The 26,741-nt window shown below is 69.6% G+C and carries 22 protein-coding genes and 1 pseudogene; 14 read left to right on the forward strand and 9 right to left on the reverse strand.

The window, feature by feature from the left end:
• Positions 1-30 precede the first annotated feature (30 nt).
• Both ACQPZO_RS05990 and ACQPZO_RS05995 read right to left on the reverse strand, forming a co-directional pair.
• A complete protein-coding gene (locus ACQPZO_RS05990; protein ID WP_433347778.1) occupies positions 31-1,551 on the reverse strand; it encodes an SLC13 family permease in 1,521 nt (506 codons plus the stop codon).
• 48 nt (positions 1,552-1,599) lie between these two features.
• Positions 1,600-3,153: a gluconokinase gene (locus ACQPZO_RS05995; protein WP_433347780.1), complete on the reverse strand. Its 1,554-nt coding sequence runs from the start codon at positions 3,151-3,153 to the stop codon at positions 1,600-1,602.
• A 257-nt stretch (positions 3,154-3,410) separates the two neighbouring features.
• Here ACQPZO_RS05995 and ACQPZO_RS06000 point away from each other — a divergent pair, with 257 nt between their 5' ends.
• Both ACQPZO_RS06000 and yidD read left to right on the forward strand, forming a co-directional pair.
• A complete protein-coding gene (locus ACQPZO_RS06000; RefSeq protein ID WP_433347782.1) occupies positions 3,411-4,565 on the forward strand; it encodes a hypothetical protein in 1,155 nt (384 codons plus the stop codon).
• Positions 4,566-4,615: 50 nt separating this feature from the next.
• Positions 4,616-4,987, forward strand: a complete 372-nt coding sequence (gene yidD, locus ACQPZO_RS06005; RefSeq protein WP_433347784.1) for a membrane protein insertion efficiency factor YidD — start codon at positions 4,616-4,618, stop codon at positions 4,985-4,987.
• Between the two features lie 50 nt (positions 4,988-5,037).
• Here the strand turns inward: yidD and ACQPZO_RS06010 are convergent, their stop codons facing one another.
• The 3 genes from ACQPZO_RS06010 to ACQPZO_RS06020 all read right to left on the reverse strand — a co-directional run bounded on the left by ACQPZO_RS06010 (position 5,038) and on the right by ACQPZO_RS06020 (position 7,810).
• Positions 5,038-5,472, reverse strand: coding sequence for a VOC family protein (locus ACQPZO_RS06010; RefSeq protein WP_433347786.1), 435 nt, complete (start codon positions 5,470-5,472; stop codon positions 5,038-5,040).
• Positions 5,473-5,517: 45 nt separating this feature from the next.
• Complete coding sequence (locus tag ACQPZO_RS06015; protein WP_433347788.1) at positions 5,518-5,886, reverse strand: VOC family protein; 369 nt, start codon at positions 5,884-5,886, stop codon at positions 5,518-5,520.
• 91 nt (positions 5,887-5,977) lie between these two features.
• Positions 5,978-7,810 (reverse strand): B12-binding domain-containing radical SAM protein, encoded by a 1,833-nt coding sequence (locus ACQPZO_RS06020; RefSeq protein ID WP_433347790.1) that lies wholly within the window; start codon positions 7,808-7,810, stop codon positions 5,978-5,980.
• Positions 7,811-7,831: 21 nt separating this feature from the next.
• Here ACQPZO_RS06020 and ACQPZO_RS06025 point away from each other — a divergent pair, with 21 nt between their 5' ends.
• Together ACQPZO_RS06025 and ACQPZO_RS06030 are read left to right on the forward strand one after the other, a co-directional pair.
• A complete protein-coding gene (locus ACQPZO_RS06025; protein WP_433347792.1) occupies positions 7,832-8,221 on the forward strand; it encodes a type II toxin-antitoxin system RelE/ParE family toxin in 390 nt (129 codons plus the stop codon).
• On the forward strand, positions 8,218-8,517 hold the full coding sequence (locus ACQPZO_RS06030) for a helix-turn-helix domain-containing protein (protein WP_433347794.1): 300 nt from the start codon (positions 8,218-8,220) through the stop codon (positions 8,515-8,517). Before ACQPZO_RS06025 ends, ACQPZO_RS06030 begins: the two co-directional genes overlap by 4 nt.
• 68 nt (positions 8,518-8,585) lie before the next feature.
• Here ACQPZO_RS06030 and ACQPZO_RS06035 read toward each other — a convergent pair whose 3' ends face one another.
• Complete coding sequence (locus ACQPZO_RS06035) at positions 8,586-11,654, reverse strand: DUF3427 domain-containing protein (RefSeq protein ID WP_433347796.1); 3,069 nt, start codon at positions 11,652-11,654, stop codon at positions 8,586-8,588.
• 747 nt (positions 11,655-12,401) lie between these two features.
• On the opposite strand from ACQPZO_RS06035, the gene ACQPZO_RS06040 reads away from it, so the two are divergent.
• Positions 12,402-14,432, forward strand: a complete 2,031-nt coding sequence (locus ACQPZO_RS06040) for an NACHT domain-containing protein (RefSeq protein WP_433347798.1) — start codon at positions 12,402-12,404, stop codon at positions 14,430-14,432.
• 136 nt (positions 14,433-14,568) lie between these two features.
• Positions 14,569-14,962 (forward strand): annotated as a pseudogene (locus ACQPZO_RS06045) (helicase); the annotation flags it as partial.
• A gap of 279 nt (positions 14,963-15,241) precedes the next feature.
• Here the strand turns inward: ACQPZO_RS06045 and ACQPZO_RS06050 are convergent.
• A complete protein-coding gene (locus tag ACQPZO_RS06050) occupies positions 15,242-17,404 on the reverse strand; it encodes a choice-of-anchor J domain-containing protein (protein ID WP_433347800.1) in 2,163 nt (720 codons plus the stop codon).
• Between the two features lie 445 nt (positions 17,405-17,849).
• Between ACQPZO_RS06050 and ACQPZO_RS06055 the strand changes: the two genes are divergently transcribed.
• The 5 genes from ACQPZO_RS06055 to ACQPZO_RS06075 all read left to right on the forward strand — a co-directional run bounded on the left by ACQPZO_RS06055 (position 17,850) and on the right by ACQPZO_RS06075 (position 22,042).
• Positions 17,850-18,335 (forward strand): helix-turn-helix domain-containing protein, encoded by a 486-nt coding sequence (locus ACQPZO_RS06055; RefSeq protein WP_433347801.1) that lies wholly within the window; start codon positions 17,850-17,852, stop codon positions 18,333-18,335.
• The gene (locus ACQPZO_RS06060) at positions 18,332-18,895 is read left to right on the forward strand and encodes a PIN domain-containing protein (protein WP_433347803.1); all 564 of its coding nucleotides are present in this window, start codon (positions 18,332-18,334) and stop codon (positions 18,893-18,895) included. Before ACQPZO_RS06055 ends, ACQPZO_RS06060 begins: the two co-directional genes overlap by 4 nt.
• A gap of 97 nt (positions 18,896-18,992) precedes the next feature.
• A complete protein-coding gene (locus ACQPZO_RS06065) occupies positions 18,993-19,772 on the forward strand; it encodes a transposase family protein (RefSeq protein WP_433350829.1) in 780 nt (259 codons plus the stop codon).
• An 88-nt stretch (positions 19,773-19,860) separates the two neighbouring features.
• A complete protein-coding gene (locus tag ACQPZO_RS06070; protein ID WP_433347805.1) occupies positions 19,861-21,174 on the forward strand; it encodes an AAA domain-containing protein in 1,314 nt (437 codons plus the stop codon).
• Between the two features lie 250 nt (positions 21,175-21,424).
• Positions 21,425-22,042: a DUF6879 family protein gene (locus ACQPZO_RS06075; protein ID WP_433347807.1), complete on the forward strand. Its 618-nt coding sequence runs from the start codon at positions 21,425-21,427 to the stop codon at positions 22,040-22,042.
• Here ACQPZO_RS06075 and ACQPZO_RS06080 read toward each other — a convergent pair.
• Together ACQPZO_RS06080 and ACQPZO_RS06085 are read right to left on the reverse strand one after the other, a co-directional pair.
• On the reverse strand, positions 22,036-22,863 hold the full coding sequence (locus ACQPZO_RS06080) for an inositol monophosphatase family protein (RefSeq protein WP_433347809.1): 828 nt from the start codon (positions 22,861-22,863) through the stop codon (positions 22,036-22,038). The genes ACQPZO_RS06075 and ACQPZO_RS06080 overlap by 7 nt on opposite strands.
• Complete coding sequence (locus ACQPZO_RS06085) at positions 22,860-23,879, reverse strand: DUF5919 domain-containing protein (protein ID WP_433347811.1); 1,020 nt, start codon at positions 23,877-23,879, stop codon at positions 22,860-22,862. The genes ACQPZO_RS06080 and ACQPZO_RS06085 overlap by 4 nt, the downstream gene beginning before the upstream one ends.
• Before the next feature lie 278 nt (positions 23,880-24,157).
• Here ACQPZO_RS06085 and ACQPZO_RS06090 point away from each other — a divergent pair, with 278 nt between their 5' ends.
• The 3 genes from ACQPZO_RS06090 (at position 24,158) to ACQPZO_RS06100 (ending at position 26,612) form a co-directional block, all read left to right on the forward strand.
• Positions 24,158-24,535: a globin gene (locus tag ACQPZO_RS06090; RefSeq protein ID WP_433347813.1), complete on the forward strand. Its 378-nt coding sequence runs from the start codon at positions 24,158-24,160 to the stop codon at positions 24,533-24,535.
• The gene (locus ACQPZO_RS06095; RefSeq protein WP_433347815.1) at positions 24,532-25,617 is read left to right on the forward strand and encodes an FAD-binding oxidoreductase; all 1,086 of its coding nucleotides are present in this window, start codon (positions 24,532-24,534) and stop codon (positions 25,615-25,617) included. Before ACQPZO_RS06090 ends, ACQPZO_RS06095 begins: the two co-directional genes overlap by 4 nt.
• Positions 25,618-25,754: 137 nt before the next feature.
• Positions 25,755-26,612, forward strand: coding sequence for an SAM-dependent methyltransferase (locus ACQPZO_RS06100; RefSeq protein WP_433347816.1), 858 nt, complete (start codon positions 25,755-25,757; stop codon positions 26,610-26,612).
• The last annotated feature ends 129 nt before the right edge of the window (positions 26,613-26,741 follow it).

Here is a 26,741-nt window from a genome sequence, read left to right on the forward strand (position 1 = left end):
CGACGGGCGGCGGGCGGCCCGGTCAGGGCGTCACAACAGCAGGTCGAGCAGCAGGACGCCGGCGAAGCCGACCACCGAGATGATCGTCTCCATCACCGACCAGCTCTTGATGGTCTGCCCGACGGTCAGCCCGAAGTACTCCTTCACCAGCCAGAAGCCGGCGTCGTTGACGTGCGAGAAGAACAGCGAGCCGCAGCCGACGGCCAGGGCCAGCAGTGCCACCCCGGGCCGGTCCAGGGTCGCCGCCAGCGGGGCGACGATGCCGGCCGCGGTGATCGTGGCGACCGTCGCCGAGCCGGTCGCGACCCGGATGCCGACCGCGACCAGCCAGCCCAGCAGCAGCGGGGACAGGCTGGCGTTCTCCGCCGCGTCGGCGACCAGGTTGCCCACCCCGGCGTCCACCAGCACCTGCTTGAACCCGCCGCCCGCCGCGACGATCAGCAGGATGCCCGCGATCGGCGGCAGCGAGCCGCCTAGCACCGACGAGACCTGCTTGCGGCTGAACCCGGCCTGGAAGCCGAGGGTGAACATGGCCACGATCACCCCGGCCAGCAGCGCCACGATCGGGGCGCCGACGATGTCCAGGGCCTTGCGGCCGGCGCTGCCCTCGGCCAGGACCAGCTCGCCGACGGCCCGCAGCAGCATCAGCGCCACCGGCAGCAGCACGGTGATCACCGCCGGCCAGAACTTCGGGGCCCGGCGGGCGGTCTCGGTGCCGGAGTCGTCGACCGGTGCGCCGGGGCGGCCGGTGCCGGGGTTGAGCAGGTCGTCCTCGGTGAGCAGCTCGCCGTCCACGCCGCCCTGCTGGCGGCCCGCGGCGCCGCGGTCGGTCCCGCCACCCCCGACGCCGGCCGACGTACGGGTCGGCAGCAGCGCCTCGGGGATCGTCGCGGGGACGTACCGGGAGATGATGTTGCCGAAGACCGGCCCGGCGATGATCACGGTCGGGATGGCGATCAGCAGGCCCAGCCCCAGCGTCAGGCCCAGGTCCGCGTTGAGCGAGGAGATCGCCACCAGCGGGCCGGGGTGCGGCGGGACCAGGCCGTGCAGCACCGACAGGCCGGCCAGCGCCGGGATGCCGACCTTCATCAGCGGCACGCCGGTGCGCTTCGCGACCAGCAGCACGATCGGCACCAGCAGCACCACGCCGACCTCGAAGAACAGCGGCAGGCCGATCAGCGCGGCCACCCCGGCCATCGCCCAGGGCAGGGCCGACCCGGAGACCTTGTTGACGATCCGGGTGACGATGCCGTCCGCGCCACCGGACTCGGCGAGCAGGCCGCCGATCATCGCCCCGAGGGCGATCAGCAGGCCGACCCCGCCGACGGTGGAGCCGACGCCGCCGCTGAACGACGTGACGATGGCGTCGGGCCCGACCCCGGCGGCGATGCCGAGCACGGCCGCGCCGAGGATCAGCGCCAGGAACGGATGGAGCTTGCCCCAGGCGATCAGGGCCACCACCACGGCGATGCCCAGCAGGGCCGCGATGATCAGTTGGGCGTCACCGGCGTCGGTGAGTGGTTCCGCCGGTGCGGCGAGCAGAGTGACCACGGCTATCACGACCTTCGGACGGCGTCCGTGCCAGCAGGGTACGGGCGATCACATGGGTGGAGAGGTGGACGGTGGCTCCGGCGGCAGGCTCGGGGCCAGCCGCCGCAGCGACGCGAACGTCGGGACGAGCGCGTCGTACAGCTCGGAGTGCAGCGGAAGCAGGGCGGCGTAGACGGCGGCGGCGGTCGGGTCGGGGCGTACCGTCTCGTCGATCTTCACCAGGTCGGCGGCGACGTCGACGGACGCGATCAGGCCGAGGGCCTGCATGCCCAGCAGTGCCGCGCCGAAGCTGGACCCCTCGTGGCCGGCAGGGAACCGCACCGGCATGCCGAGCGCGTCGGCGAGCATCTGCCGCCACAGCGGGCTCCGGGCGAAGCCGCCGCTGGCCCGCACCTCCCGCACCTCGTTGCCGGCCGCCCGCACCGACGACAGCACCAGGGCGAGCTGCTGGCAGACCCCCTCCAGCGCCGCCCGCACCAGGTGCTCGCGGCGGTGGCCGTGGGTCAACCCGACGTACGCCCCGCGCGGCAGCGCGCTCCAGTGCGGGGCGCGCTCGCTGAGCAGGTACGGCAGCATGATCAGCCCGCCGGAGCCGACCGGCGCGTGGGCGGCCAGGTCGAGCAGCTTCTCCTCGGACTCCTCGCCCAGCTCGGGGGCCAGCGCGTCGCCGGCCCACTGCAACACGATCCCGCCGTTGTTGATCGCGCCGCCGACCACCCAGCGGTCCTCGGTCAGCGCGTAGCAGAACACGCCGCCGAGCGGGTCGACGGCGGGGCGTTCGACCATCACCCGCATCGCCCCGCTGGTGCCGATCGAGCAGGCCACCACGCCGGGGTGTACCGCGCCGAGGCCCAGGTTGGCCAGCGGGCCGTCGCCGGCGCCGACCACGATCGGGGTGTCCGCCGGCAGGCCGGTCGCGGCGGCGGCCTCCGTGGTGAGCCCCGGCAGCACGGTGGTGGTCGGGACGAGCTGCGGGAGCTGATCCTCGGTGATCCCGGCGACCCGCAGCGCCTCGGCGTCCCAGGCGAGCCTCCGAATGTCCATCAGGCCGCTGGCCGAGGCGACCGAGTGGTCGGTGACCAGCGTCTCGCACAGCCGCAGCAGCACATAGTCCTTGATGCCGACCCAGTGGGCGACCCGCTCGAACAGTTTCGGCTCCTGCTCGGCGAACCAGACCAGCTTCGGCAGCGGTGCCATCGGGTGCACCGGGGTGCCGGTTCGCCGGTGCAGCGCCAGCCCCGACGGGACCGCCCGCAGCCGCTCGGCCTGCCGGCTGGAGCGGGAGTCCGCCCAGGTCACCGACGCGGTCAGCGGCTTACCGGCCGGGTCGAGCCCGATCAGGCTGTGCATCGCGGTGCTGAACGACAGCCCGGCGATCGGCCCGGGCAGCTCCGCCACCACCGCACGGACCGTCTCCACCACCGCGTCGAAGATCAGCAGGGGATCCTGCTCGGCGTAGCCGGGGTGCGGCTCGTCCAACGGGTAGCCGACGGAGTGGGTGGCGAGCTGCCGACCGTCCGTGTCGAACGCGACGCTCTTCGTGCTGGTGGTGCCGATGTCGACCCCGATCACGACACGCGGGCGCTGGTCCGGGCCGGTCACGGGTCCCCCCTCGCGTCGGTGCTGCCGGCGCGACATCGCGGCCCGGCTGCGGCTGACGTTACCCAGCGATCCACCGATCCACACGGCGTCGCCGAGGACCGCCGACAGAACGTGAACCGACGCGACGTCATCCGCTTATCGTCCGCTCTTGTCCGCCAATCAGGTGATTCGCCGGCTTCGCCGGGGTCGTCCGGCCGGTCGGCGCCGTTGATCCGGATGACACCCCGGTTGGCGGCTCGCGCGGCTAAGGAGTCGGCGTGGCGAAGACTGATTCGACGGGTTCCACGTGGCGGTACCGGTGGACGTACCGGCAGAACGAACGACGACAGCGGACGTACCGCGCCGCCGAGCAGGCGTGGCGGCGGCGCGACGAGGAGCTGCGGCGGCTGCGCGCGGCGGCGGCCGACTTCGGCCGGCGCGCGACGGCGGACGCCGGCCTGCCCCTGGAACTCGCCCCCGGCGAGCGGGTCCACTGGGCGCTGCCCGCCGCGCAACTGGTCGAGCTGCGGCACACCGCCGTGCTCCCCGCCCCCGACCTCAGCGTCGACCCCGGCCGGCCGGCGCTGCACCACCGACGCCCCGACGGGGTCAAGGTCACCGACGCCGGGATCGCCGTGCTCACCGACCGCCGGCTGGTCCTGCTCGGCGGGCGCGGCCGGCGCGACTGGGCGTACGGGAAGATGACCGGACTGGCCCACGACCCGGCGGCGCCGGTCACGCTGATCCAGGTCCTCGACCGGCGGCGCACCTCCGGGCTGCTGTTGCCCGCCGAGGCCGCCGCCGAGTTCCGGTTCACCCTCGCCCTCGCCTTCGCCGAGGCCATCGAGCAGCGAGGAGCCGTGCTCGCCCAGCTCGACGAGCTGATCGCCGAGCACGACCAGACCCGGCCGTTCCGCCCGGCCATCGCCACCCCCGGCCAGGCCCGGATCACCGCCGCCGTGCCGGGCGGCCGGCGTACCGTCGCGGTGGCCGTCGCCGCGGCGCTGCTGGTCCCCGCGGTGCTCTTCGAGTCGGACCCGCCGGTGCGGCCCGGCTCCGACGTCGCGTCCGCCGCCACCGCCGCCCCCACCCCCGTCCCCACGGCCCGCCCCGTCCTGCGGGCCACCCCGAAGACGACCCCGAAGGCGAACCCGAAGGCGACTCCGGAGTCGCGGCGGCGCACCGCGTCACCCACCGCGAAGCGCGACGGGCTCTGCGGCGCACCGGCGAACCCGTTCGGGTACGACTACTGCGGCGGCTCGCGCGTCCGCAGGCCCGACGTGCGGGTGTGCGACTTCTTCGACTGCGGGCAGGACTTCTGGGCCGGGCGGGGGTACCTGGTGCAGTGCCGCGACGGCGCGGTCAGCCTCACCGGCGGTCGGCGGGACGCCTGCGCCACGCACGACGGGCTCCGCCGCACCGTCTGGGCCTGAGTCCGCCTCCCGGGTCGGCGGGGTGGCGCGGGTGTCGCACCATCGGCGTCGTGATCAATCTGAAGCGGAACCACCACCACAAGAAGAAGCGTCGGGGCGACTCCTGCACCGACTGCGACTGCGACGGCCCGGACTGCTGCGACTTCGGGCTCTTCTCGTTCATGCTCACCCTCGGCTCGGTGGCCGCCGGGGCGACCCGGGCACCCGTCGTCGACCGGGCCGGCCGGGCCGCGATCCTCGGCTACCGGCGCTGGCTGTCGCACCGCTGGCCGGGCCAGTGCCGTTACACCCCGACGTGCAGCGCGTACGGGCTGGCCGCCGTAGAGCGGCACGGCCTGGCCGTGGGCGGGCGGATGGCCGCCGACCGGCTGCGCCGCTGCAAGCCCCACGTGCCCCGGGGCACCCACGACCCGGTCCGCTGACCGCCCGCGCCGCCCTGCGCAGCCCTGGCCGTTTCGGCGGCCGGGCGGCGTCAGACGGTGCCGAAGTCGGGGACGGTGAGGGTGCCGTCGGCGGCCAGCGGGAAGCCCGGGTTCCAGGCAATCTCCCACAGGTGCCCGTCCGGGTCGGCGAAGTAGCCGGCGTACCCGCCGTAGAAGGTTTCCCGGGCGGGCCTGGTGACCGTCGCCCCGGCCTCGACCGCCGCCCCGATCACCCCGTCGACCTCCTCGCGGGACCGGACGTTCTGCGCCAGGCTGAGCCCGCCAAAGCCGTCCGAGCCCGCGTCGCCGATGCCGGCGTCGGCGGCCAGCTTGTCACGCGCCCACAGCACGACGGCCAGGCCGCCGGCCTGGAGGAAGACGGTCTGCTCGACCTCCTGACCGCGCCAGCCGAGCCGCTCGTAGAAGGCGCGGGCCCGGGACAGGTCGGCGACTCCGAGGGTCACGAGGCTGATCCGCTGTTCCATCCGCGTACGGTAACCCCCGGCCGGGGCCGGCTCACCCGTCGGCACTCATTCCGGGGCGTGGCAGACGGCCTCGACGTTGTTGCCGTCCGGGTCGCGAACGAACGCGCCGAAGTAGGTCGGGTGGTACTCCGGCCAGATCCGCGGGGCGTGCAGCACCTCCGCGCCCGAGGCGACCGCCGCGTCGTGGAACGCCCGCACAGCGGCCCGGTCCGGGGCGGTGAAGGCGATGTGCGCCTCGTGGGCCTCTCCGGGCGAGGTCATGGGGCTGAGCCAGAAGTCAGGTCGCTCGCTGCCGTAGCCGATCACATCGCCGAACTCCATCAGCCGGCGCCCGCCCAGCGGGGCGAGGACGGCGTCGTAGAAGGCGGCGCTGGCCGGCACGCCCCGGACCTGGATGCCCAGGTGATCGATCATGGTGGGTCTCCCTCGCGTGTTGTGGCGAGGCCACGCTAGGGCCCGACTACGACAGTTTCGTCTCCGCCGAAGCTGGACGACGAACCGGCCGTCATCGGCCGAACAGCCGCTCGTGCTGGGCCCGGGCCAGCTCCACCAGCCGGCGCCGCACGTGTGGCAACTCGACCTCCCTGAACTTGAGGTTGGCCGGGAAGTCGAACTCGTCGCCGGTCCGCATCGCCTCGTCCAGCCCGTCGTCGGTCAGGTCCACGGTGCGGTGGCCCAGCAGCTGCGCCGGGTCGTACCGGCCGGTGGCCAGCAGCCGGTGCCACTGCGGGGTGCCGGGGTGGGGGCGGAACTCGAAGACGTTCGCCCGGAAGGTGCCGGGCGCGTTCTCGGTCAGGTCCCACAGCTCGCGTACGTGCCGGACGGTCGCCTCCAACTCGGCACGCGTCTCGGCGGGCCCGCCGAGGACGAAGTGACCCCTGACGTTGATGCCCCGGCGGGTGAGCCGGCGGACCACGTCCCGGGTCAGCTCGGGCCTGATCCGCTGGCGGAGGTGGCCGAGAACGCGCTCGCTGCCGGACTCGATGCCGAGCGCGACCTCCCGGCAGCCGTTCGCCGCGAGCGTCTCCAGGAAGGCGTCGTCGGCGTGGGCGAGGACGTTGATCCGGCCGGTGGCGTCCCAGACGTACCGGCCGCCGACGTCGGCCTCGGCGAACGCGGGCATGCAGCGCCGGGCGAACCGTTCGTAGCCGAGAAAGAGGTCGTCGACGAACCGGAACGCCCGCACGCCGTACCGGACGTTGAGCTCGTCCATCTCCGCGATGATGTTGGCCGGCTCCCGGGCGCGGATGGCAACGTTCAGGTTGGCGCTGACGGCCGCGCCGCAGAACGAACACTCGTACGGGCAGCCGCGGGCGCCCACCATCGCCGCCTCCCACGGCCCGTCGCCCGGCCGGTACGGGTCGGCGGCGAAGAACCGCCGGTCGACGAACGGCAGGGCGTTGACGTCCGGGGCCAGGTGCCAGGCCGTGCCCGGTACGCCGCCCGTGACCGGCGTACCCAGGATCGGGTCCCGCCACATCACGCCCGGAAGCCGTACCCGCTGGTGGTGGTCGTTCAGCAGCTCGACGAGCCGGGTCTCGGCCTCGCCGACGATCAGCGCCTCCAGGCGGGCGAACCGCGGGTCCGCGATGACCGACTCCGGCCTCGCCTTCGCCTGGTGACCGCCGACCATGATCTGGATCTCGGCGTCGAGGCCGGCGGCGATGCGGGCGCTCAGCTCGTACGTCGGCGCCAGCAGGTTGAACCCCACCCAGCGGGGCGCGGCCTCGTTGACGATGCTCTGGATCTCCTCGACGCTGAGGCCGAGGGACTCGCCGTCGAGGACGCCCACGCTGAAGCCCTGCACGGTGGCGTAGGTGGCGAGGTAGCCCAGGCCGAGCACCGGCAGGGTGAAGTCGTTGACCCGGGGGCGGAGCGTGTAGTCGCGTAGCGGCGCGTTGACCAACAGCAGGTCGAGCGGCGTGCCCGGCTCGACGCCGAGGATGGGCTGCTGCTCAGACGGCTCCGGCCTGTCGGCAGCGGAGGGCGAGGGCGGTGTACGGGCCCAGGTGCTCACCGGTGACTCGCCGCCACGTGCCGGCGGCGAGGGTCCGTCGGCCGGCCGGAAATGGTCGGGATTCGCGCGCCGCGCCCAGGTGCGGACGCCCGGGTCGCCGTACGGGTAGAGCGACCAGTCGTTGCTTCGGTCGGCAATTGCCGCCCCGGCGCTCCGGGGGGCGATCCCGGGAATCGTCTGGAGCTTCTTGACCAGGACCGACGGTGAGAGCTCCGGCCAGGACCCGCCGTGGGCGAGGAACGCGGTTGCGGCGTGCCGGAGCGGCCTGCGCCCGAACGCCGCGCCACTCTCGGTGAAGTAGCCATCGCTCAGGGTTAACACGCGCTTCGGAGATGGGGAAGTGTGAATGTCTATCTCGGCAGATGGTGCGATCCCGGTCCCGAACTGCGCCGCCGCTCAGGCGGCGATCGTCCGGGTGGAGGCGTCCACGTCGGCGGGCCCTCCTGCGTCCGAAGAGCCGCTTTCTATGTCGACCTGCTCGCAAACCGGGGAGCCCTCCTCGGCGAACCGTACACAGAGCAGCTCGATGGCAAGCTTCGGGAACTGCGGTTCTACCTGGACCGCGATGCGGTGCGGGTGACGTATTGGATAGCGTCCGACCGGCGGATCATCCTGTTGACGGTTTTTCGGGAGACCCGGATGCGGGAGGAGCGCGAAGTTGAACGCGCCCGTCGGGCGCTTGAGCGATGCGTAACGGAGCGGCACACGGTGAACGAGGGGGCGGAGCGATGAACGATCGCGCTGACTGGAACGAACTCCGGGAGCGCCGGATGGCCGAGCCGGGTGCCGCGGAAGCCTGCGAGGCGGCGCGCATGGCCTTCGAGCTCGGCCAAGCGGTGCGGCAGTTGCGAGAGCAGAACGGGTGGAGCCAGACCCACCTGGCGAGGGTGGCCGGCATGACGCAGTCCGCCGTCGCCCGCTTCGAAGCAGGGGGCACCGTGCCCACCTTGGCTGTCCTGGAGCGCCTGGCCCGAGCCCTGGGTATGAGGCTCGATGTCAAATTCGCCCCAGCAGCAGACGCGGCCTGAATTCCAGATCATTTCGATCTTGGTTGTCGAGAAGTGGGCTACTCACGGGATGATCGCTGCTCGGCCGATCAAGCGGCGATCGCCCGTGCCGCCGTGTACGTGTCGGCAGGAAGCGGATGGGCCAGCTCCCAGACGATCCGCATCGGCCGGTCCCCGGTGTGCTCCCGGTACGCCATCGGCCCCGCGTACAGGTAAGCCGGCGCGCCGAGGTCCCGGTCCGGCACCCGGGTCTCCCGGACGAACAGGTGCACCGTAGACCCCTGCTTCCCGTGATTGATGTACCGCTGCCCGGTCGTCGACACCGACGACGTGGTGCTCTGCGACTCCCACTGGAACAGCCGCTCGGTGATGGCCCGGTCGGCATACATGGTGGTGGGGGAGTAGTGCCGCTCCGACTTGACCAGCGTGACGAAGAACAGGTCCGCCTGCTCTGCCTCAAGCCACTTCACGCCCTCACGCAGCGACCCCGGGTTCGACATCCCGAACGCCGCACACGCCTCGTTTCGGCTGTACCGGGCGTGCACCCGCAGCACCCCCGCCCGCGTCGTCACCCGGTGGATCCGCTCCCGCAGCACCTCGGCGACCTGGCGCAGCTCGACGCAGCGCGCCGGCTCCGCCCACAGCCGCGTCACCCGCTCGTCCCGTGAGGCCAGCGACGAGTTCGGCCCCCACAGGTCGAAGTGCAGCATGTCCCAGAGCCGGCCGGCTGCGGGCCGTTCACCGGCCGCGACTCGGGCCAGTAGGTCCAGCCGGTCCACGTCGTCGAGGTGCAGCATCCGCCCGACCGCCCGCCCCAGCTCACGGTCGTCCGGGCCGGGGGGCGACGTCTCAAGGCCGGCGAGCCGCCGCAGCCCGGTCCATCCACCGACCGACGCCGACCGGTACACGTCTTCGATCTCCAGCCCGGTCTCGTGCAGGAACGTGGCCAGGTTGACGTCCCCGAGCTGCCGCAGCTCCGCGACCAGGCCCTTCTTCGAGGTGGGCATGGCGCTCCTGAGGTTGCTCAGCACCACCTCTTTCGCCACCCGGTCCAGCTCGACGTGGCAGCCGCTCGGCAGGGAGGGGAAGTTCTGCTCGACCGCGTCCCTGATCGCACGCCGGGTCACCCCGGTCAGCGCCCGCCAGCGCAGGTCGAAGCGGAAGTTCGCGTGCTGCCCGCCGATGAAGTCCAGCACCGTGAGGCAGGGCTTGTCGTCGTCCAGCCGCAGGCCACGGCCGAGCTGCTGAAGGAAGATCGTGGCGCTCTCGGTGGGCCGCAGCATCAGGATCGTGTCGACCATCGGCAGGTCGACCCCCTCGTTGAACAGGTCCACCGTGAACAGCACGCGCAGCTTCCCGGCCTTGAACTCCCGTAGCAGTTCGTCCCGCGACCGCCCGGCGCGGTCCGCCCGGGAGGTCACCGCAGCCGACGGTACGCCCCGGCGGGTGAACCAGTCCGCCATGAACTCCGCGTGCCCGATACTCACGCAGAACCCGAGCGCCCGCATCCGGTCCACGTCGACCTTGTCCCGCACGGCCTTGAGGATGATCCGCGCCCGCGCCTCGTTGCCGGTGTAGACACCGCCGAGCTCGCCCAGGTCGTACCCCTGGCCGCGCTTCCACCGCAGGTGCGACAGGTCCACGTCGTCGTGCATCCCGAAATACTGGAACGGGGCGAGCAACTGCCGCTCCAGTGCCTCCCACAGGTGCAGCTCCACGGCGGCGTGGCCGTCGAACCACCGCCGCACGTCGCCACCGTCGGCCCGGTCCGGGGTCGCCGTCAGCCCAAGCAGTACGCGCGGCTCCAACTGATCCAGCAGCCGGGCGTACGTCGGCGCCTCCGCGTGGTGGAACTCGTCGACGATGACCATGTCGTACGCCTCGGGGTCGATCTCCCGCCGGTGCAGCGACTGGATCGACGCGAAGACGTGCCGCCAGTCGGTCGGCTCCCTGCCGCCGACCAGCAGCTCGCCGAAGCTGCCGTCACCCATCACCTGGCGGAACGTCGCGAGGCTCTGCTTGAGGATCTGCTCCTGATGGGCGACGAAGAGCAGCGAGTCCACGGTCTTGCTGCGGTGTAGGCGTCGGTAGTCCAGCGCCGCCACGACCGTCTTGCCGGTGCCGGTCGCCATCACCACCAGGTTCCGGTGCCGGCCGTGCACCTGCCGCTCGGCGTCCAGGTCGGCCAGGATCTCCGCCTGGTACGGGTACGGCCGCACGTCCAGGTTCGCGATCTCGGTGACGGTGCCGTCCGACCGCTCACCACGCAGCGCCTGCCGCAGGCGTCCGGCGTCCCTGGTCGGCTCGTACGCCTCGAACGCCGGGTCGTTCCAGTAGTCCTCGAACGTGGCGGTGAACGTGTCGATGACGTGCGGCTGCTCGATGTTCGAGATCCGGACGTTCCATTCCACCCCGTCGACGAGCGCGGCCTTCGACAGATTCGACGAGCCGACGTACGCCGTGGTGGTGCCGTTGTTGCGGCGGAACAGCCACGCCTTGGCGTGCAGCCGGGTGGTTCTGGTCTCGTAGGAGACCTTGACCTCGGCTCCCAACTCGGCGAGCCGGTCCAGCGCCCGCTGGTCGGTGGCGCCCATGTAGGTCGTGGTGATGACCCGCAGCATGCCGCCGCGCCGGATCAGCTCGCGGATGGCCGGCTCGACGATGCGCAGGCCGTGCCACTTGATGAACGCGCAGAGCAGGTCGACGTGGTTGGCGGAGGCCATCTCGTGGGTGACCTCGTGGCCGATGCGGGGCTGGTGGCGGCCGTTGACCAGGAGTGCGCCGGTGGAGAGCGGGGTGGTGGGGCGCTGCGGGAAGGTCGGCTGCGCGGGTGGGGTGGGTGGGGCGGCGATGGCGTGCAGGAGATTCCGGGCGTCGGTGACCTGGTCGCTGGGGCCGGCCGCGTCGGGGTTGAGATCCGCGATTGCGGTGGCGAGGCGGTTGGCCAGGTCGACCTGGCGGTGGAGCTTGTCGTCGCCGCCGGGAACGGCCTGCAGGGCGCGGCTGATGAGGGTGGCGAGGTGACGGGTCAGGAACTCGTGGGAGTCGGCGGGGTCGAGGGGGCGGTGCTGGACCAGGGCGGCGTCGAGGTGGTGGAGCTGGCCGGCGAGCTGGTGGGTGATCAGGTGCTCGTAGATGCCGCGCGCAAGATCCGTCACTCGGGCAAGTTAAGCCCTCGCGATACGCCTTGCACCTGGGCACCGGTCGAGGCGGCCTGTCGGATAACTGACACGTCAGCCCAGCTATTGGACAAAGCACCTCTTTAACTGTTTCCGCCCGGGTTTCCCCCGTAAAGCCACGGCGATGGCGATGACCAGCAAAAGCAGTGTCCCTAAGACGGGTGGCTGTCCTTCGAGGGGCCAGACTATTGACTGATGGGTTGCGGGGCAGTGATCTGTGGCCCCAAGGGATCACATCGAACGGGGTCCCGCTGGTGGGCCTACTGCCGGTAATCTTCCCGACGTCTTGGAGCGAGATGAAGAGGCGATGCGCAGGATGCGGACTCCAGTAGCTTGGCGCTGGTGGCTGCATCGCACCTGGCATGACCTGGTATGGGACAAATTGCGTATCGAGTAAGAGCGCTGATCGTAACCCTGTCGTTGTGCGGGCTGTCTGGCGAATCTATGTTGGCGAAAAGTAGCGCTAGTTTGTAATGGGGGAATTGGATGGCGGAAGAGGAGCGGACCTTCGAGGCGGAAGTGCTCCGTGTTGCTCGGGCACTATTTGGTCGGTCAAATCAGTACCAGGGCTCCGGTTACCTGGACGGTAGGGAACGCGACGGGATCTTCATTTCCGAAGACTCCGTTGTGCTAATCGAATGCACTGTGTCTCGTCGGAAGGATAAGGCGACTTCAGATGGGCTAAAGCTTGCTAAGGCGTGTGCCGACTTTGCCAAGCAGTATCCCATGCGCCTGATAAAGGGTTACTTCGTTACGCGTGATGAGCCTCAGCCTGAGCAACGTGCCGCGATAGCGCGGCTCGGTGCGCCGGTAGTGGCCTGCAGCATGGCTCAACTCCGAGGCCAGCTTATCAATTCCCTTGAGTATCTCACCATTCGCCCTTCGTATCCATTTGGTAGTGCGCGTGACCCTGTATCCGGCAAAACGAATCCCAAAGAGTCCTACGTGCCCTTGGAGTTTGGGGTTGTTGGCGGGGGAGACCCTGTGGGGCTCCAGTACATTGCGTCACAAGTTGGATCCGGGCATTGTGTCGCCCTAATTGGTGACTATGGTGCCGGGAAGAGTATGACGATTCGCGAGGTTTTCAAAAAACTTGCTGAGTCTCACAGGAGGGGCGACCGCCGTTTCCCTGTGGTGCTTAACCTCCGCGATCATCAAGGGCAACGTGACCCCGACGAAGCCTTGGAGCGACATGCCCGGAAGATAGGATTCGAAGGTCGATCCCAGCTCGTCCGGGCATGGCTTGCGGGGGACGTTCATCTTCTACTGGATGGCTTCGACGAGATTGCTACGCCCGGCTGGATGGGGCGGGCGACGAGTTGGCGGGACATTAGGCGTTTGGCTACAGATCTCGTGCGCAAGTTCATCGATGGCACACCTGATGGTAGTGGGATCTTTATAACGGGGCGAACGCATTTCTTCGACAGCCTTCAAGAAGCGAGATCGTCTCTGGGGTTGCCATTATCTGCAAAAATTTTCACGACAAGCGACTTCACTGAATCCCAAATCTCGGCTTATCTCAAGCGGTATGACTGGGCCGAGGCGCTTCCTGAGTGGTTGCCGTCGCGACCGTTGCTCCTCGGCTATCTAGTAGCGACCGGTCTTCTGAAAGAGGCGTTGGCTACTGATGGATACTCGTCTGCTGCTGCCGCTTGGGATGTGTTGTTGGATAAGATTACAGAAAGGGAGGCGCGCAACTCTTCCGACGCTTTCGTTGAGGGATCAACGATTCGATTAATAATCGAACGGCTTGCTACAACCGCACGTGCGCGGCTGGACGGAATGGGGCCGCTCGCCCCAAATGACCTAACGAATGCCTTTACGTCGGTGGTGGGCTCGCCACCTGATGAGGGCAGTTACCAGATCCTACAGCGTCTTCCCGGATTAGGCGTGCAAGACGAGAGTAGTGGATCGCGCTACTTCATCGATTCGTCCTTGGCTGATGCCGCCCGCGCTGGTGATGTGACAAGATGGCTTACGGACCATTACTCCGACAAGTCACTTCTTGCTATACGAGGCACGGCTGCTGTAATGGAGTCATTGGGAATCGATATGGTGGTGGAGCGGCTTGTAGCGAGCGCTGTTAAGGGGACGCAGGCTGGTGCTGCCGCTGCGGCGTTCCAGCGTGAGGGCGGCGCCGACGGGATTTTGTTGGACATGCTGCAGGCAGCGAAAAGGCTACAGGACTTCAAGACCTCTGCATCCCTGTCGTTGGAGGGCTTGTTGATACCAACCCTGTCTATTGATGACGACTCCAGCCTGCGTGATGTTGTCTTTACTGATAGCGTAATTCAACATATGGATTTGACTGAATTTGAAGGTGACTCCAAAATGCCGACGTTCGTAAGGTGCGTCTTCGGCTTAATTGAAGGTGTTGCGTCCGTCGAGGCCCTTCCTGGGGGCTCCTTCATTGATTGCGACTACGAGCAATTTGATGCTGCGGCTCGAACGACCCGCGGGATTCTGGGAATCGTTTCCTTGACACCTCGGCAGCGAGTCGCACTAACAGTCCTTAAGAAGCTATATGTGCAAAGAGGGGTTGGCCGCCGAGAGGGTTCCCTCTATCGTGGTCTGGATGACAAGCATCGCGCCTTGGTGCCAGATGTGATCAGTGTCCTGACTTCCGCCGGCTTTGCATTAAGGGCTAAGCAGGCGAGTAACGTGCTTATCCTTCCGGCAAGGGGGCAAGCTGTGCGAGTCAGGAGGCTTCTAGAAGCGCCTGTCCAGTCTAGGGAGGAATTTTTCGCTTCGCTTTAGGGACACTTCTTAAGGTTTCGGGTATGTGTAGTCAATCAGGCGGACGGCAATTGCAATAATAAAGCGTTCGCGGTGCGTGCCGGCTGTCACGACAGGCCAACTCGCGAGCGGCCCCGGGGCGTGAGCTGCGGGGCCGCCCGAACTGCGCATCGGCCGGCTCTCCGCGACCGAGTACAGGCAGACCGGCCGGGTGAAGGGCCCACGACACGGTCCGGGTTGCAGCGAAGGTCGCTGACCTGGGCGGGTCGGCGGTCGTCATCGGTACGGCGGCCAAGTGGGCGATGGTCACCGACGGTTCTTGGCCGTGGGCGATCGTTGACGAGGCGTACCAGATGCGGTCGGATGCCCTGTTGCGCGTGGCGGGCAGGTTCGAGCGGGCGTTGTTCGTGGGGGATCCGGGGCAGCTCGATCCTTTTTCCACGGTCGAGACCGCGCGGTGGACGGGTTTGACGTGGGATCCGATGCAGTCTGCGGTGGCGGTGCTGCAGCGGCACAACCCGGGGCTGCCGGGGTACCGGTTGCCGGTGTCGTAGTGGCTGCCGGGGTCGGCGGCGCCGGTGGTCGCGGCGGCGTCCTACCCGTTCACGGGGCTTTGCTTATGAGTAAGATCCGTCACCGCTGAGAGCTGACTACTCTGCCGTGTCCCGCGCTGTTCCGAAAGCGCGTCGGATCAGGAGCGCTTTCCGGCGCTGGCAGCGCGACCGGGCGTGAGCGCGACACGACGGCCCGATGGGTGGTCCCCGATAGGGGTGTGCCCGGGCACCCGCCACCAAGCGGTGACAGGTGCCCGGGCGTTGTGGTCGGTCAGGTCAGGCGGGGCCGCCCGGCTGGACCACTCCGTTGACCTTCAACGTGTACGGCGCGTACTGGTTGACCTGCTCGGTCGGCTCGTCGTAGGCGACCACGGCGACGACCTTCGGGAACAGGCTGAGCAGGGCCAGCTTCGCCCGGTTCAGCGTCAGGCTCGACTTGCCGTCGAACTCGAACTGCGCGGCAATCGAGTGCTGCTCGTCGATGCCGATCAGCCGCAGGTTCCAGTTGTTGACGGTGATCGGCTTGATCTCCGTCGGCGAGTCGAACGGGGCGAGGCTGGTGCCGTCGCTGACCGCCGTGCCGCCGACGGTGATGTCGTCGACCAGCAGACCGCCCTCGTTGACGCCGCCGTCGCTGACGTAGCGGAAGCCGAGCAGGATCGTCTTGCCGGCGTACGCGGACAGGTCGAACGAGTGCGCCTCGAACCCGTCGGTCGTCCCGTTGAGCGCCGGACCGAACGGCCCGTCGATCGTCTTGTCGCCCGGGACGGCGGTGTAGGACGCGCCGCCGTCGGTGGAGACGGTGACGTAGCCGTAGTCGAAGCCGAACTCCGCACCGTACTTGGCGGCGAAGCGCAGCGTCGGGTCGGCGGTCGGCACGGCGACCGACGTGACCGCTGCGGCGTCCATGTTGTTGCCGTTCCCGGACCACAGGACCGGGTTGCCGGAGCGGTCCGGGTCGTTCGACACGACGGTCCACGCCAGCGGCAGCGGCGGCAGCGTCTTGGTGCCCTCGAACGACAGCGACCGCAGGTCACGGCCGCGCAGGAGCCGCCCGTCGGCCTTCTGCAGCGGTACGAAGTCGGCCCCGTTCGGCGCCGCCCCGGGGGTGGCGTTGGCGGCCGGGTTGGCCAGGTTGACCGTGGAGCGCAGGCTCGGCGTGGTCACCCGGCTCTTCGGTACGCCGAGCATGATCCCGCGCCGCGAGTCACCAACGATCTTGTCGACCAGCGTCATCGTCTGGTAGTCGTGGATGACCTGGTACATCTTGCTGACGCCCTTGGCCTTCAGCGCCGCGTCCAGGCTGGCCAGCCCCTGCCGCTCACCGTCCTTGTGCAGCCGGGAGATGATGTCCGTGCCGTACCGGTCGTACAGGAACTGCATGAACGAGTACGCGTTGCCGTAGTCGGCGAGCACCGCGTTCGGGTTCGGGCTCTCGCCCCACAGGGTGAGCGAGTTCTCCGGGCCGCCGCAGTCCCGTGGGTTGACGTTGTACGGCGTCTGCACCGTGCCGAAGCCCTGGTAGCAGTAGAGGTGGCTGTCGGCTCCCCGGTCGAAGACGGTCGTCGTGGTGTCGACGTAGCCGGTCAGCGTCTGGGCGAAGTCGGCCAGACCCTCGTTGATCCAGTTCCCCTCGAAGGGGTCGGTGTAGTAGTGCGCCAGGTGCTGCCACTCGTGGGCGAAGGTGCCCTCGTAGTTGAAGGGGCGGGCCGGGCGGCTGGTGCACAGGTCGTCAGTGGGCTCGTTCGGCGGGTTCGCCCCGGTGCGGTGGGCCCAGTCGAACGCGTCGACGGTCATGACGTTGCGGTCGAACAGCTCGTTGAACTGGGCCGAGAAGAAGCCCGCGATGTAGGTCGGGTTGGCCGGGAACTCGTAGTAGTTGTCGTCCCGGACGTTGTCGATCAGGGTGACCGTCTTGTTGCCGCCGCCGGTGTAGTCGCCGCCGTTGCCGTTGGCGTCCGGTCCGAGCAGGGCGTTGGTGCCGTCCCGGTCCGGCGGCGTGCTGAACGCGGCCGTCTCCTTCGGGTACATGTTGGTGTCGAACTCGTGGACGAAGCTCGCCACCTGCGCATCGGTGATTTGCGTCGACGAGGGGATCTGGGTTCGGCAGTCGCCGGCCGGGAAGGCGATGTCGTTGGCGACCCACACCTCGACGTTGTTGCCCGAGCCGCGCAGCGTGTAGTCCTTGCGGTAGATCCGGCCCTCGAAGTCGTTCATCCCGAGCCACTGCCGGACCGTGCCGACCGGCGGCGTCTCCGCAGCGGACGTGGTCTTCGAACGCTCCTGCGCGCGCGGCTGGTACCGGGTCGGCGTCTCGACCTTGCGGCCGTCCAGCGTGAAGTCCTTGCGGGTGAGCTCCCGGGTGTCGCTGGGCTGAGCCCGCTTCGCCACGGCCTGCTCGGGGGCGGCCGTCGCGGCTGACGCGGGAAGGACGCCCATAAGTGGTAGAACGAGTGTGATGGCTGCTGCACCGGCGATGCGGCTACGCGCCATGGGCCCCCCTTTGGGATGATGTGAATCCGGTTGACGGGGTCGCCGTCACAATCCACCGGGATTACATTTACGTTCGTACTGGTATCGATTGTCTTTGGCAATCGTCTTACCGCACGATCCGTCTTCACCGAGCCGGCTCTCCTGCCCCGTGGACGCCGCCTGCTCTCTGCCGCAGCCGTGTGGCGCTGGAGTGCTCGCCGAGGGCATCCGCCGGCCGGACCGGACACGTGAAGGGGGGCGACGCCGGTAGCCTCCGAAGATGCCGACGCCGAAGGCACGTCGCGTTGTGCCGGAGGGACGCGCCTGATCTGCCGGTTTCGCTCCCCGCTATCGTTTCTTTCGTCTTGGTGGGTATGGTGGGGTGGGTTCGAGGCGTCCGGAGGGTGATGTTGTGACCGTGGTGCCCGCAGGCGGAGTGGAGCCCAGCGGCGAGGAGCTCAGGCGTTTTGCCCGGCGGTTCCTTCGCGGGCGGCGATTGCAGCTGATCATCGATGGGTCGGAGCCGGTGGATGTGCCGCCCGTGGTGGGCGAGGCGCTGGCTGAGGTCGTTTCGATCCTGGGGCGCGGGCGGCCGGTGCGGGTGATGCAGGAGAACGTCGAGATCTCTACCGGAGAGGCTGCCGCGATTCTCGGAGTGACGAGGCCGACCGTCGTCAAACTGATGAACGACGGCGCGTTGCCCTACACACGCCCCAACTCCAGTCGCCGGGTTGCTCTGCACGATGTGCTGACCTACAAGGAGCAGCGATCGAGGGCCCGGCGCGAGGCGTTGGACGAGCTCACCGGGGACGCGATCGACATGGGCGTCTACGACGAGGCGATGCGGCGTGGGCGTGAGCCGTCGGACGATCAGCCGGGGCGTGACGGCGGCCGATGATCGTAGCCGTGCTGGATGCGTGCGTTCTCGTGCCCAGTGTCCTCGCTGACACCCTGCTGCGTTGCGCCGAGCAGGACCTGTATCGCCCGGTCTGGTCCGAGGCGATCCTTGGCGAGGTGCGTCGGAACCTGCCGCCTTCGGTTCGCGGTGCGAAAGCCGAACGTCGGATCGAGGTCATGCGTGAGCACTTTCCGGAGGCGATGGTCTCGGGGTACGAGCAACTTGTCAGCCAAATGAGCAACCATCCCAAGGACCGTCATGTGCTCGCCGCCGCCGTTGCGGCCGACGCAGAGGCGATCGTCACCGCCAACCTCCGCGATTTTCCCGACCACGCGCTCGCGCCGTACGCCATCGAAGCGCTGCACCCCGACGATTTCCTCTGTGCCCTGCTGGACGCCGTCCCGGATCGGGTCGCCGAGGTCATCATGCGGCAAGCGGAGGCCACCGGGAGGGGTGGGCGACCAAGACTAAACGTCGACGACATTCTCGCTGGCCTGGCGGGATGCCGGGTTACCCGGTTTGCGCACCAGGTTTCGGTGAAGCTGACATCTGGCCGGTAGCAGATCGGTGTGACGGTTGGCCTTCGGAGATACCCCTATTGACCAGCTAAGGGACGTCTCGTAACTTGGCAGTCAGTCCATGGTGGATCATGTCGTGGTGCAGGTGATCTCGGCAGTTCGCCCGGAGTGGATCTTCCCGTTCACCGGGTTGCAGCCCGCGCAGTTCCGCAGGTTGGTTCGGCTGGTCGCCGAGCGTGGCGGTGATGCGATCGCTGACGGGCGGCCGGGCCGGCAGTGGTCTCTCGACCTCGCCGACCGGGTGCTGCTGGTCGCGACCTACTGGCGCACGAACCTGACGATGCGTCAGATCGGCCCGCTGTTCGGGGTGTCGCACTCCGCCGCCCATCGGGTCATCGACACCCTCGGCCCTCTGCTCGCCCTCGCCCCGATGCGCCGACGTCGGGTCGACCAGGTCGCGATCGTCGACGGCACCCTCGTCCCGACCCGGGACCACCGGCTGGCCGCCCCGAGCAAGAACTACCGCTACTCGACGAACCTGCAGGTCGCCATCGACGCCCACACCCGCCTCGTCGTCGCCCTCGGCGACCCGCAACCCGGCAACCGCAACGACACCATCGTCTACCGCACCAGCGGCATCGACCAGAAACTGGCCGGACGGCCGGTCATGGCCGACGGCGCCTACCGCGGCAACCCTGAGGTGATCATCCTGTACCGCAAGCCCGCCGACGGCAGCGAGCTGCCCGAGTGGAAGGCAGACCTGAACAAGCAGCACCGCACCATCCGGGCGCAGGTCGAACACACCCTGGCCCGCATGAAGTGCTTCAAAATCCTGCGCGACTACCGGCGCGCCGCCCACACATTGGCCGACACCGCTTCCGGCATCGCCCACCTCCACAACATCATCCTCGCCGGGTGACACCAGCACTGTTGCCGAGCAACGCCTTCACCGAGTTACGAGACATCCTTTAGGCTCACCAACCGAGTCGGTGGTGGGAGGTGGGGCGATGCCCGTCGGGCTGGAGGTGCCGCCCGCCGTCGAGGCGGAACGGGTCATCACGGCAGTGCTGGCCGACCTGCGCTCTGGCGATCACCGGGGCGTGGTGGTCGACTCGCCGCCCGGTGCCGGTAAGTCGACCCTCGTGGTCCGCGCCGCCGTCGAGCTGGCTGCTGCCGGTGAGCCGCTGATCGTCATCGCGCAGACCAACGAGCAGGTCGACGACCTCATCGACCGGCTCGCCCGCAAGGCCCCCGAGCTGCGCATCGGCCGGCTCTCCGCCACCGAGTACAGGCCGTCCGACCGGGTGAAGGGCCACGAGACGGTCAAGGTTGCCGCGAAGGTCGCCGATCTCGGCGGGCCGTCCGTCATCATCGGTACGGCCGCCAAGTGGGCCATGGTCACCGACGGCTCCTGGCCGTGGGCGATCGTCGACGAGGCGTACCAGATGCGGTCGGACGCCCTGTTGCGCGTGGCCGGCAGGTTCGAGCGGGCCCTGTTCGTGGGGGATCCTGGGCAGCTCGACCCGTTCTCCACGGTCGAGACCGCGCGGTGGACGGGGCTGACCTGGGATCCGATGCAGTCCGCGGTGGCGGTGCTGCTGCGACACAACCCGGAGCTGCCGGTGTACCGGCTGCCGGTGTCGTGGCGGCTGCCCGCGTCGGCGGCGCCGGTGGTCGCGGCGGCGTTCTACCCGTTCACCGGGTTCCGCGCCGGCACAGGGCATGGTGAGCGGGCGCTCGCGTTGACCGAGGCCGGGCCGGGAGACGCCGTCGACGCGGCGGTGGAGTTGGCGGCGTCGTCGGGCTGGGCGTTGTACGAGCTGCCGGAGCGGCACACCCTGCGTACCGATGGGGAGGCCGCCGCCGCGTGCGCCGCGCTGGCGCTGCGGGTGTTGCGGCGGGGAGCGGTTGCCGTCTCGGAGCACGCGCCGGCCGGCGCGCCGGTCACCGCCGACCGGATCGCCGTCGGGGCCGCGCACCGCGACCAGGTCGCGGCCATCCGTGCGCACCTCGGCGAGGCCGGGGCGGGCATCACGGTGGACACCGCCAACCGGCTCCAGGGCCGCGAGTACGACGTGACGATCGTGTTGCACCCGCTTTCCGGGCGGCGGGACGCGACGGCGTTCCACCTGGAGTCGGGGCGGCTGTGCGTGCTGACGTCCCGGCACCGGCACGCGTGCGTGGTGGTGGCGCGGGCGGGGATCGTGGAGCTGCTGGACGCCCACCCATCGTCCGAGCCGGTGCACCTCAACGTCCCGGTCAAGTTCCCGGACGGCTGGCAGGCCAACCAGGCGATACTGAGTTACCTGCATTCTCAGTGACGCGCGACTGCGCCTGCTCGCCGCCGGGGCCCCGGGTGCGTGGATCCACCTCCCCGACGAGTTTTTGCTGGTTCAGGGCATGTCTGCGGGTAGGACACCAGGGAAGTGCGCTACAGATAGCGGTGACATGTGGAGAGTTTCCGTGTGGGGTTATGCCGGACGCCTCCCCGAGAGGTCAGCGTCGGAGAGGACGGAGAGCTCGTGATCATTCCCCGCAGCACGATCGTGGCGGCGAAGCCGGACATCCCGGATGCGTGACCTGCTCCGATCCGTGCGGGGGAAGCGCCTGGGCCTCGCGGAGTACGACGCCGACTTCTACGCCATCGTGCAGTCCGTTGACGGCCCGGTTCTGAAGACCGAGCGGATCCAGACGTTCCGTGAGCCGGGCAGCCCGAGCTGGGAGGCGTTCGCCGAGGGCCGCTGGGAGGAAGCGCTGCGCATCGCTGCCGAGCCCAACCCGGAGCTGGCGCGCTTCTTCCAGCAACTGGCGGAACGCGGCTCCGGGCTGCGGCGTCTGCGGATCGTCGAGCCGCCGCTCACCCCGTACCTGATCTGGGAGCTGCATTTCCTCCGCCACCGAGCCGACGCCGGCGAGCGGATCCGGGTGCTCGACGCCGATCTGGTCGGGGAGTTGGAGAGGGACCACGGCACCGTGCCCGAACTGATGGTCGCCGGTCGGCAGGCGGTGTACGAGGTCAGGTACGACGAGACCGGCACGCCGGTCGGAGCGGACAAGTTCGTCGACCCGGCGGTGGTCGAAGGCTGCCGGACGCAGGTCCTGGCGCTGCTGGACAAGGCCGAATCGTTCGACTCGTTCTTCGCTCGTGAGATCGATGGGACCCGGCCGCCCAAAGTCGACGCTCAGTAGCTGCCCGACGCGATCTCACCTGTCGACGTCTGCTGGGAATCCGCCTCTGCGAGAAGGGCCAGCAGCGTGTCGGACAACGCGGGTGCTGCGGCGATCGTCATCTCCGAGAGCGCGTCGTGGCTCGTGCCGTCGCGGTCGACCACCCTGGCTCCCGCCTCCCGTGCTATCGCCACTCCTGCGGCCATGTCCCAGGCATGGTTCGACAGGGTCAACGCCGCATCGATCCGGCCCTCGGCGAGCCACGCCAGGTCGAGGGCGGCTGACCCGGTCATTCGTACCCGTTGCGCCTTCTCGGCGAGCCGAGCCGTCAGTGCGAGACGCAGCCGGTTCTTCGGGGCTGCACCCGGTCCCACTGCGTAGTCGCCGATGGCGACGATCGCCTCACTCAAGTTTCCGGTGGTGCTGGCTCTGATCGGCTTGCCGTTGAGGCTCGCCCCATCGCCTCTGGCAGCCGCGTAACGGCTGTCGAGTAAGGGCAGCTCGATGACGCCGAGTACGGCCTCGTTGTGGTGGACCAGCCCGAGCGAGACGGCGCACAGGGGGATACCGCGTACGAAGTTGGCGGTGCCGTCGATGGGGTCGAGAACCCACCGCAAATCCGCTGAACCTGTGCTGCCCTCCTCCTCGCCGAGGAAACCGATGGCTGGCGTTGCGTGGCGGAGAAAGGCGCGAAGCTCCCGCTCGATTGTGAAGTCCAACTCGGAGGCAAGGTCCCGGTCGCCCTTGGCAATCAGCGATCCCGGTGAGCGCCCCCGCATGGCCTCCGCTCCTTGCCTGACCGCCTCGATGGCCACCGGAAGCAGTTCGGTGTAGTCCCTCACAGCAGCCGCCCCAGCTTCCATTGCGACTCGAAGACCTGTTCGAACACGGGGTAGAGCCCCGCCTCTCGCTCCTGCCGGCGCATTACGAACGCGGGGGCGTCCACCCCTCGACTCTCGGTCAGGTAGGGCTGGGCCACGCAGAGACCGTCCACGAGCACGATGTTGAACCGAAGTGTGCTGTCGTAGATGGCGAGTTCCAAGCTGCTGCGAAGCTCAGCGGGGAGCCGGTCGCGGACGCGGAGCATCGTCTCGATGTTGAGCTTGGTCAGGGCCGACAGTTGCCCGGCCGGAAAGCCCTCCTCCACTTCGCGTGCCGGCATGGCAGCACCGTCGGGGTCGAGAAAGAGGCAACGGATGCGGGTGCCCTTTTCCACGAGCGCGTGCCATCCGCGGTCCGGGTAGTCCTGGCACAGCATGTTGAGCGACAGGCCCGTTGCCCGGATTTCACGGGCGCTGTCGAACAACATGCTCGCGGGCAGACGTGCCGAGAGTTCGGACCTGTTCGGGTAGACCGCCGTGAGACCCGCGAGTTGGTCGGCGGAATTCTCCGGCCGCTCTTCCTGTGATTGCAGGGCCAGCATCACATCGCCGGGAGGGACAGCCGTTGTCTCCCAGTTCCGGACGTCCGCAGCGGTGGGCGACCACGTCAGCAGCGAAGCGAGCAGTCGGGCGAAGTCCTCGTGGTTGAGCCCGGCCGCCGTTCGCATTCGTCTCGTCTGCTGCTGAGCCAGAGATACGAAGTCGGGCTTGTCTGCGTCTGGGAACAGGCGGAGCGAGTCTTCGACGCCGGCGGTTGAGACGAAGCGGCTGCGGACCTCCTCGTTTGCCTTGCCGAGTGCCGTGTCGAGCGCGGCCTGCATCTCCGGGCGTGGGCAGACGGCTTCCTGTCCGGCCTCCCACTTCGAGACGGTGCGCTCGGCCACGCCCAAGTGCGCGGCGAAGTCCCGAATGCTCATCCGCAGGGCATGCCGTAGCGCCCTCGTCTCCCGGCCGGTCCATCGCTGCACCGTCGTCATCGCGCCACCTTCGGTCACGTCAAGCCGCCTTCGGGCAGCGTATCGGCAGTATGTGCGGCGGTGTTACCGCCTAGGTGCAGTGCGTAGTCGTTCTGGTCGAGGCTGCTCCCGATGATGGTGGACACATGGCCCGGGGCGGGTGCTGGCTCCGGGGACGAGTCCTTCCTCGACACGTCTCCGCCCCCGCCCGCCCCGGCGCCATTCCACCGATCAACCGGGGCCCTCCCTCCACCGAACCCGAGGACAAGGGCCCCTCCTTCCAACAGGGGAGCGTGAGCGTGGCGTACTCGGACGAGGTCGTACGGGAGGCCGTGTGGCAATGGCTGCGGCTGGTGGCGGCGGACGTGGAGCTGGAGCCGTACCTGGTCGGGGTCGATCTGGGCCGGCTCGGCGACCACCTGGCGGCGGCCCTCGGCGCGGCGCTCGACGGGCGCGCGGCGGCGGATGCCTGGCCGGGGCTCGGGCTGGGAGAGGAGCAGCACCGGCGACTGGTCGACTACCTCGCCGGGGTGCTCTGGGCGCTCGACGTGCCACAGACCGCGATCGCCGCCGCCCGCGCCACCTTCGCCGAAGAGGCACGCCCAACGGGGACCGCCGGGGAGGCACGCCCAACCGGGACCGCCGGGAAGGCACATCCAACCGGGGCCGGCCGGTGAGCGGCGTCGGCCTCGCCGCCTCCTGGGCGGCCACCGTCGCCGGCATCGACCGGGCCGCCGACCACTTCTGGTGCACGCTCGCCGACCGGATGCCCGCCCTGCTGCCCGAACGCGACGCGCCCCTGTTCCTGGCCGCCCTCGGTCAGCTCGCCACCGGCGACGACGGCCGGGCCGGGCGGGCCGCGCTGCTGACCGTCCTCGGCCGGGCCTGGCGCGACTGTCACCTCGGCCCGCACCACCAGGCGCTGATCGGCGAGGCCCTGGTCGCCACGGTGGCCCGCCACGCGCACCCACAGTGGACGGCCGCGCTGGCCGGCGCCTGGGAGCAGGCTGCCTGCCGCACGCTGACCGCCGTCCCGTACGCCGCCGACCGCGTCGGCGACGGCCCGGCCTGGTGGCCGGTGGAGGTGCTCGATCACGATCGGCCCGCCGGGGGCGTCGCCATTCTCACCGTACGTCCCCGGCGGCGGCTGCCGTTCCGCCCCGGCCAGGCCGTACCGGTCAGCGTCCCCGGTCTGCCCGGCCGGTGGCGCTGGTACTCGCCCACCAACGCGCCCCGCCCGGACGGCACGATCGAGCTGCACGTCCGCGCCGCAGGCGCCGTCTCCCGCGTCCTCGTCGACCGGGTACGCCCCGGCGGGCCGCTCTGGCTCGGCCCGCCCCGGGGCGCCGGCCTCACGCTCGCCCCCGACTCGACCGCCGACCTGCTCCTCGTCGCCGGGGGCACCGGCCTCGCCCCGCTGCGCGCCCTGGTCGAGCAGGTCGCCGCCGCGCCGGGCAGCCGGCGGGTGACCCTGGTCGTCGGCGTCCGCGCCTTCGCCGACCTGTACGACCCGATCAGCCTCGACAAGCTCCAGACCGCCCACGACTGGCTGACCGTCGTGCCCGCGTTCTCCCACGATGAGCACGTCGAGCCCGACGAGCGGGGCGACGCCATCACCGTCGCCCTGCGGCACCATCGGCCGGCCCAGGAGGTGTACGCCTGCGGCCCACCCGCGATGGTGGCCGGCATGCGGCTGCGGCTGCTCGCCGCCGGGGTGCCCGCCGACCGCATCCACCTGCCCGACGGCTGCGAGCGCTGACCGCACCCACCCGGCCGGTTGTCCACCGACGATGATCGGCGGGTCAGCGGTTCGGCGATCCGACGCCTACGCTGTGTGGGGGCGCCGGCCGACCGGGAACCTCCGGCGGGCCGGAGCCTTTCCTGGCCGCACGAACGATGAGGATTCCCGTGGGTTCCGCAACCCCTCAGGACGACCACACCGCTCGGCTCTCCGACCGATTCGACACCAGCGTGCCCCACCCCGCCCGGCGCTACAACTACTGGCTCGGCGGCAAGGACAACTTCGCCGTGGACCGGGAGTCCGGCGACCGGATCGCGGCCGCGTACCCGGCGATCCGCACCCTCGCCCGGGAGAACCGGGCCTTCCTCCAGCGGGCGGTGCGGTACCTGGCCGGCGAGGCCGGCGTCCGGCAGTTCCTCGACATCGGCACCGGCATCCCGGCGGCCGACAACACCCACGAGGTGGCCCAGGCGGTGGCCCCCGAGTCGCGGGTCCTGTACGCCGACAACGATCCGATGGTGCTGGCCCACGCGCGGGCGCTGCTGACCAGTTCCCCCGCCGGCACGACGGCGTACCTCGACGCCGACCTGCGCGACCCGGAGCGCATCCTGGCCGCCGACGAGCTGCACCGCACGCTGGACCTGTCCCGGCCGGTGGCGCTGCTCCTGGTCGCGGTCGCGCACTTCCTGACCGACGCCGACCGGCCGTACGAGGCGGTCGGCCGGCTGGTCGAAGCGCTGCCGTCGGGCAGCTACCTGGTGCTGAGCCACGTCACCATCGACCTCATGCCCGCCGAGGTCGTCGAGCGGATGCACATCGAGTTGGCGGCGCGCACGGTCGAACGGGAAGCCGTCCCCCGGTCCCGGGCGGAGTTCGCCCGGTTCTTCGACGGCCTTGAGCTGGTCGAGCCGGGCGTCGTCCCGGTGACGCAGTGGCGTGCCGAGGTGCCCGAGTCCGAGCGCCCGCCGCTGGCCGAGGCGTCGATCTACGGCGCGGTCGCCCGCAAGCCCTGACCTCCGGCGCCCCGCCGTGCGCCCGCTGTGCCGCTGCCATCCGCCGCCGGGGTTCCGGCGGGCTTGCTCGCGTTGCTTTCGCATGCCTCGATTGGTGTGAGATCGTCGGTGTCGATGCGTGGCCATCTC

Origin of the sequence: Micromonospora sp. CA-111912 (assembly GCF_050948415.1) — a bacterium.
Taxonomy (GTDB): domain Bacteria; phylum Actinomycetota; class Actinomycetes; order Mycobacteriales; family Micromonosporaceae; genus Micromonospora.

Bases quoted from the DNA above. Each gene is read 5' to 3' on its own strand.
- ACQPZO_RS06010 (WP_433347786.1), bottom strand. From the start codon at position 5,472: ATGGAACAGCGGATCAGCCTCGTGACCCTCGGAGTCGCCGACCTGTCC.
- ACQPZO_RS06015 (WP_433347788.1), bottom strand. From the start codon at position 5,886: ATGATCGATCACCTGGGCATCCAGGTCCGGGGCGTGCCGGCCAGCGCC.
- ACQPZO_RS06030 (WP_433347794.1), top strand. From the start codon at position 8,218: ATGAACGATCGCGCTGACTGGAACGAACTCCGGGAGCGCCGGATGGCC.
- ACQPZO_RS06040 (WP_433347798.1), top strand. From the start codon at position 12,402: ATGCGCCTGATAAAGGGTTACTTCGTTACGCGTGATGAGCCTCAGCCT.
- ACQPZO_RS06050 (WP_433347800.1), bottom strand. From the start codon at position 17,404: ATGGGCGTCCTTCCCGCGTCAGCCGCGACGGCCGCCCCCGAGCAGGCC.
- ACQPZO_RS06060 (WP_433347803.1), top strand. From the start codon at position 18,332: ATGATCGTAGCCGTGCTGGATGCGTGCGTTCTCGTGCCCAGTGTCCTC.
- ACQPZO_RS06070 (WP_433347805.1), top strand. From the start codon at position 19,861: ATGCCCGTCGGGCTGGAGGTGCCGCCCGCCGTCGAGGCGGAACGGGTC.
- ACQPZO_RS06075 (WP_433347807.1), top strand. From the start codon at position 21,425: ATGCGTGACCTGCTCCGATCCGTGCGGGGGAAGCGCCTGGGCCTCGCG.
- ACQPZO_RS06085 (WP_433347811.1), bottom strand. From the start codon at position 23,879: ATGACGACGGTGCAGCGATGGACCGGCCGGGAGACGAGGGCGCTACGG.
- ACQPZO_RS06100 (WP_433347816.1), top strand. From the start codon at position 25,755: ATGAGGATTCCCGTGGGTTCCGCAACCCCTCAGGACGACCACACCGCT.